General features: G+C 45.8%; 5 protein-coding genes. 1 reads left to right on the forward strand and 4 read right to left on the reverse strand.

Features of this window, described 5'->3' with window-relative positions; all coding sequences use genetic code 11:
* Nucleotides 1-486 (forward strand): ABC transporter permease (locus tag ACWVCM_RS13605; protein ID WP_455202305.1); only part of this gene is annotated, 486 nt, incomplete at its 5' end.
* Between the two features lie 28 nt (nucleotides 487-514).
* Here ACWVCM_RS13605 and phoU read toward each other — a convergent pair.
* From phoU to ACWVCM_RS13625, 4 genes are all read right to left on the reverse strand, one after another.
* Nucleotides 515-1,228: a phosphate signaling complex protein PhoU gene (gene phoU, locus ACWVCM_RS13610; RefSeq protein ID WP_455202306.1), complete on the reverse strand. Its 714-nt coding sequence runs from the start codon at nucleotides 1,226-1,228 to the stop codon at nucleotides 515-517.
* Between the two features lie 110 nt (nucleotides 1,229-1,338).
* Entirely contained in the window at nucleotides 1,339-2,184 is an 846-nt protein-coding gene (gene pstB, locus ACWVCM_RS13615) for a phosphate ABC transporter ATP-binding protein PstB (RefSeq protein ID WP_455202307.1), read from the reverse strand.
* Nucleotides 2,185-2,196: 12 nt separating this feature from the next.
* Nucleotides 2,197-3,852, reverse strand: coding sequence for a phosphate ABC transporter permease PstA (gene pstA, locus ACWVCM_RS13620; protein ID WP_455202308.1), 1,656 nt, complete (start codon nucleotides 3,850-3,852; stop codon nucleotides 2,197-2,199).
* Nucleotides 3,849-6,125 carry an ABC transporter permease subunit gene (locus tag ACWVCM_RS13625; protein WP_455202309.1) on the reverse strand — a complete coding sequence of 759 codons (2,277 nt, stop codon included), beginning with the start codon at nucleotides 6,123-6,125 and terminating at the stop codon, nucleotides 3,849-3,851. The genes pstA and ACWVCM_RS13625 overlap by 4 nt, the downstream gene beginning before the upstream one ends.
* Between the last annotated feature and the right edge of the window lie 447 nt (nucleotides 6,126-6,572).

Raw genomic sequence — 6,572 nt, forward strand, 5'->3', positions numbered from 1 at the left:
CAAATTGAAGATATCATTTCTGCTCGACATGGTAAAAATGATGTAACCATTACTACGCAGGAACAAATGCTGGATGTATTAGGTTCGATCCTCAATATACTTACGTTCGCCGTAGGCGCGCTAGGGGGAATATCACTGTTGGTTGGTGGAGTAGGAATTTTAACGATTACAACAATTGCCGTAAGTGAAAGAAAATCAGAAATTGGTTTGTTGCGCGCCGTGGGCGCCAGGCGAAATCAAATACTGATGTTGTTTTTAGGCGAAGCCACTATTCTATCGACTATTGGCGGAATGGCAGGCATTTTATTCGGCGTTGGACTAGCGTTCTTACTTCACCTGGCCTTACCTGCCCTGCCGACTGAATTTTCGTTTTTCTTCGCCGCACTTTCTGTCGTCACATCAGTAGTCATTGGGCTGGTCGCAGGTGTAATCCCCGCCATGCATGCGGCTAAACTGGATCCGGTAGAGTCTTTACGCGCAGAATGATTGAAAAGGAAAATAAAAAAGGTAAGCGCTAAGGCGACAATTCTTTCTCAATGGCATCAAGGCCAAGATGGCGCACGTCTTTACCTTTCACCAGGTAAATAATGTATTCACAAATATTTTTAGCATGATCCCCAATGCGCTCTAATGCTCGCACCGACCAGATCACATCCATCACGCGCTTGATTGAACGCGGGTCTTCCATCATATGCGTTATCAGCTGGCGCAAAATACCTTCGTACTTGTGATCAACCTCTTCGTCGTACTGAGCCACTTTTAACGCCGCCTCGACATCCATTCTGGCAAAGGCATCCAGGGCATCATGCACCATGCGCTGCACACTTTCCCCCAGCGTCTGAGTTTCATGGTACTGGCTTCGTGGCCGGTCAAGATCAGCCAACTCCACTGCCATACGCGCCACTTTTTCTGCTTCATCACCAATACGCTCTAAATCAGTAATGGTTTTAATGACAGCAACAATTAACCGTAAATCGCTGGCCGCGGGTTGGCGTCGCGCCAGAATCCGTGCGCACTCCTCATCAATATTGACTTCCAGGGCGTTAATCTTAACATCATTTTTTACAACGCCTTCCGCCAGTTCGATATCCGCAGTCACCAAAGCCTTAATGGCATCCTGTATTTGCTGTTCTACCAGGCCACCCATTGCCAATACTTTGGAGCGAATATCTTCCAATTCTACGTTAAATTGCTGGGATATATGATGTCCCAAAGTACTGTTATCCATCTGTCGCTCCATAGACATGCCTATAATTTAATTTTAGAACCAATTGACCTAATAATCAAAAACCTGGCTGAACTTACATATTTAAAACATAATATCTGGTGAACATTAATTTAACCATAACGCCCGGTAATATAATCCTCAGTCTGTTTTTCACGAGGATTAGTAAACAATTGATTAGTATCTCCAAACTCGATCAGTTTCCCCATATACAAAAATGCAGTGCAATCTGACACCCTTGCCGCCTGTTGCATGTTATGGGTAACGATAACGATAGTATATTTATCTTTTAATTCATAAATTAGTTCTTCTATTTTGAGCGTTGATATGGGATCAAGCGCTGACGCTGGCTCATCCAGCAATAACACTTCAGGTTCAATGGCAACCGCTCGCGCGATCACCAAACGTTGTTGCTGACCACCGGAAAGGCCTAATGCGTTATCGTGCAATCGATCCCGCACCTCGTCCCATAGCGCAGCGCGTTTTAGCGACCGCTCTACTACATCGTCCAGGGTGCGCCTGTCGTTAATACCCTGTAATCGCAATCCGTAAGCGACATTTTCAAAAATAGACTTGGGAAACGGGTTGGGTTTTTGAAACACCATGCCAACACGGCGCCGCAACTCAGCTACATCGACTGATTTGTGGTAAATATCGTCACCATCCAGCAATAGTTCACCCTTAATCTCCGTACCATCCACCAGATCATTCATGCGATTCATGCAACGCAACAACGTGGATTTTCCGCAGCCGCTGGGGCCAATAAAAGCTGTTACCTTTTGCTTGGGAATTTTTAAATTGATGTCATAGAGCGCCTGCTTTTCGCCGTAATAAAGGCTAAGGTCTTTAACTTCAAGACACGTTTCCACGGATTCAAGATCGACTCCGCTACTGGTTCTTCCCAGCGCCTCGATATCGATAGCATGCGTTGGAGTAGTTTGTTGTGATTCGGTATTCATAAATAGCCTCTTTTAATGCTCCAGCGCGCGATATTTTTCACGCAAATGATTTCGTATGGCAATTGCTGTCAGATTCAGCACAACGATAACAACAACCAGCAATAGTGCAGTTGCGTACACTAATGGGCGTGCTGCTTCGACATTTGGACTTTGAAAACCAACGTCATAAATATGAAAACCCAAATGCATAAATTTCCGGTCCAGGTGCAGGAATGGCGCATTAGTATCTAAGGGCAGCGAGGGTGCCAGCTTTACTACCCCTACCAGCATCAAAGGTGCTACCTCTCCTGCCGCTCGCGCAATGGCCAGAATCAATCCTGTCATAATAGCGGGACTTGCCATAGGCAGGACAGTACGCCAGAGGGTTTCCGCCTTGGTTGCACCTAGCGCCAAACTGCCTTCGCGAATTGCTTTTGGAATACGCGATAAGCCTTCCTCTGTCGCAACAATAACAACGGGAACCGTGAGAATCGCTAACGTCAATGAGGACCACAAAATGCCAGGCGTACCAAAAGTGGGAGATGGCGCGGCTTCCGGAAAAAACAGCTGGTCGATATTGCCACCGAGAAAATAAACAAAAAATCCTAAACCAAACACACCATATACAATAGATGGCACACCGGCGAGATTATTAACCGCTATACGTATAGTACGGGTTAACACACCCTGCCTGGCATACTCTCGCAAATAAACAGCCGCCACCACACCGAACGGAGTCACCATGACCGACATAATCATTACCATCATGACCGTACCGAAAATCGCCGGAAACACCCCCCCTTCTGTATTCGCTTCCCGTGGATCGTCACTGACAAACTCCCAAATCTTTTCGATATAGAAACCTGCTTTGGCAAACCATGACATAGCGTTGGGATAATACACGCGGACAATTTTAGCCAAAGGTATCTCGACCTGTTGATCAGTGGCAGTTTTAACAACAACCGAGTCGCGATTAATCTGTTTATATAATTCAATCAACTGTTGTTGCAGGCCATCATACTGCTGTTGGTACTCTGCTCGTTCCTGATCAATGTCCTGCAGGTTTTCCGGACTATCCTCTTTATTCAGCTCTAACGCGCGTTGCGCCAGCCTGAGCCTTTCCATGCCATGATTGATGGCACCGATGTCATGCTTCTCAATATCACGTATCTGGTCATGAAGTTCCAGGACGCGGACAAGTCGCTCTTCCAGTGCAGACTCTGCCTGTTCGCCTTCAGCGATGACTTGCCCTTCCTGCTTTACCGCAAGCAGATAACCGAAGAAATTTCCCCATTCACGGCGTTCTGCAGCCAGCATTTTTTCGGGAGAGTCCTGCTGCTTGATATCTTTTCGCAACACCCACTTGAAGTCCTGACCACCGACATCCCGGTTGCCAACTTTTAGCAGTGATCGCTCATAGAAAGCCTCACCATCTGACACATCATAACCCGCATCTTTCAAGCGTTCGGCACTAACAACTTCAGTCTCGTGAAACTCTCCTGCAACAGTAACTGTCTCTCCTGATCGCTCGACATATTGCAGTTCAACCAGCTCTTTCGGCCAAAAATGGGAAAGTCCTCGACCGGCGATTAGTAAAATCAGACCAAATACCAATATCAGACTCGCACTAACCGCCGATGCAGTAAGCCATATCCAGGGACTGCCTGATTTAAACCATGCTTTCATCATAACGAGCTGTATTTCTCTCTTAAGCGCTGACGTACTATTTCAGCCAGGGTGTTGAACAAAAAGGTCAATAAGAACAACACCAGGGCTGCAAGGAACAACACACGATAGTGCGTACTATCGACCTCAGACTCTGGCATTTCCACCGCAATGTTCGCAGCTAATGTACGCATGCCCTGAAAAACACTGAGGTCCATCACGGGCGTATTGCCTGTTGCCATCAACACGATCATAGTTTCACCGACGGCCCGTCCCAGACCAATCATTACTGCAGAAAAAATCCCCGGACTGGCGGTTAGCAAGACTACTCTGACCAGGGTCTGCCATGGTGTTGCGCCCAGGGCCAGGGAGCCAAAACTTAAATGCTTCGGTACACTGAAAATGGCATCTTCAGCAATGGAAAAGATTGTAGGGATAACTGCAAAGCCCATAGCAAAACCCACCACCAGTGCATTGCGTTGGTCGAAACTAATACCCATCTCATTAGTTAACCAGCCTCGCATGTCACCGTTGAACAACCACAACTCGATGGGCTGACTAATTGCGATAGACAACCAGCCGATAACAATAATAACCGGGATCAGTAGCGCAGCTGTCCAGCCGTCGGGAATACGATGTTTAATATGACCTGGCAAACTGTTCCAGCCAAACGCTGCAAGCAACACACCAATCGGTAGCACTAATAACAAACTAAAAATTCCCGGCAAGTGGTCCTCAACAAACGGAGCGAACCATAGCCCAGCCAGAAAACCCAGGATTACCGTTGGCAAAGCTTCCATAGTTTCGATACTGGGTTTTACCATGCGTCGCATGCGAGGCGCCATGAAGTAAGCCGTGTAAATCGCCCCCATGATTGCCAGTGGAATCGCAAACAACATCGCGTAAAATGCGCCCTTGAATGTTCCAAAAACCAGAGGCGTCAAACTTAACTTGGGTTCAAAATCGTTACTTGCTGATGAAGATTGCCAGATATATTCAGGTTCGTTATAGCTTTCGTACCACACCTCGCCCCACAATGAAGACCAGGAAATCTCCGGATGTTCATTTTCCAGTTTCCAGAAATGAACGGTTCCGCTATTGTCTTCAAGTAATACAGCATTGGCGCGCGGAGACAATCCAAGAAACTTGACTGACTCAGGCACCCTTTCCACCAGCAATTGTCGTTCCGCTGTGGTATGGAATACACCAACATTTCCGACGTTGTCTGCCGCCACAAATCCTTTACGGCGCTCTTCATGCGCGATGGTTGTAATAGGAAATTTATCCAGCTGAAACTGGCGCACTTGCACCAGTTGTCTATTGCCAAGATTATCTTTCGCAGTAAACCACTGTGCGATACGTCCTTTGGAATCGCCAACCAGTAACGATAGTTCTCCTGCAAGAAAACTCACCGAACTTATTTTCGCACCTTGTTCAGTGACACTGCTGGTTCCCAGCAACGCTGGGTCTTCCTTATCGCTTACATCGTAGTGCCTTAAAGTCCCGCTTTGATCGGCCAGATATAAATTCCGCTGCTCTTTATCGAGCAACATATAATCCACTACTTCCATGTCATCAGTAACGGTCGATATCGTACGTTCCAATGACACTTCATCTTCGAGCATGGATTCTTCCATTGCGAAATGAGCGAGTAGCACTGTATTCTCTTCCAGCAATGCAACGACCGAAATTTCTTCTTCCCCTACACGAAAAACGAATTTATTAATCGCTCTTTTATCTTCATCGACTACGATGGGAGCTTCACCAAAGGGAAATTCAATACTGGGAGTAATGACGCGTTGATCATTGGGATAAGTCAGTTGATAGTTGTGCCTGGCGATAACAATACGGCCATCAGAAAGTCCATAAGCGACATAACGTGTTACCGGATTACCCCGTGCAACACTGCTTATCGAAACATCATCAGGTATGGGCAATTCGACGTCCTTGATGATGTCTCCACTACTTGCGTTAAAAAATAACGCGTGGCCGCCACTGGTGAACCGCACACCGATTTCATTTTGTTCTTCAAGTGCAATCAGTTTCGTAGAGTTATCGCTGCCACCAGGCAGTGGAAAATTTGATACAGCTGTTGTTGAGGCGCTGGCGAATAGTGGTAAAACTACATACAGCAAATAGAAAAAGATCAATACGATCGCGATAATGACACTGATACCGCCAAAACCTATGCTGTATCTTGCCGTAATATCTTTTAGCGTACGCCACTTTCTGCGACGCGCCAGTTCCGGCTGGAGTTTGTCAATTACCGAGGAATTATTGGTGGACGCATTAGGCATGGCGCAATGATAAGGAGCAAATATGACAGTTTTGTTACAGTATGAGAATTCCTTGCGCTAAATCAATTAAGCTTATAACTCTAAAAAACAACAAGTTATAGAATTATTGGTTGTTTAATAGACGCATGGTAAATCTGCTTGCCATAAAATTGTAACAATTTAATGCGCTGTAGTATGCCTAAAAACAGATATCAAAATGCTGATTCATTGAGAAAGTTCAGGGCGGGTCAGGTAAATCGTCTCTGGATGTGATGCGCTGAACCTGATCAATCAGGCTTTAACTCCTGTTAATATATGTTGAATACTAAATTAATTGACTGAAAAAAAGAAAGCCCCTTTATCAGGGGCTTTCTTTAACTTTCAATTACTGGATTAATTTTCAATTAACAGGCATTTATAACTTCTTGAGATATTTATCGGCGACTTTTGCTGGTAGCGGAATGTAAC

The sequence above is a fragment of the Kaarinaea lacus genome, assembly GCF_975902315.1.

Bases quoted from the DNA above. Each gene is read 5' to 3' on its own strand.
- pstB (WP_455202307.1), bottom strand. From the start codon at position 2,184: ATGAATACCGAATCACAACAAACTACTCCAACGCATGCTATCGATATC.
- phoU (WP_455202306.1), bottom strand. From the start codon at position 1,228: ATGGATAACAGTACTTTGGGACATCATATATCCCAGCAATTTAACGTA.
- ACWVCM_RS13625 (WP_455202309.1), bottom strand. From the start codon at position 6,125: ATGCCTAATGCGTCCACCAATAATTCCTCGGTAATTGACAAACTCCAG.
- pstA (WP_455202308.1), bottom strand. From the start codon at position 3,852: ATGATGAAAGCATGGTTTAAATCAGGCAGTCCCTGGATATGGCTTACT.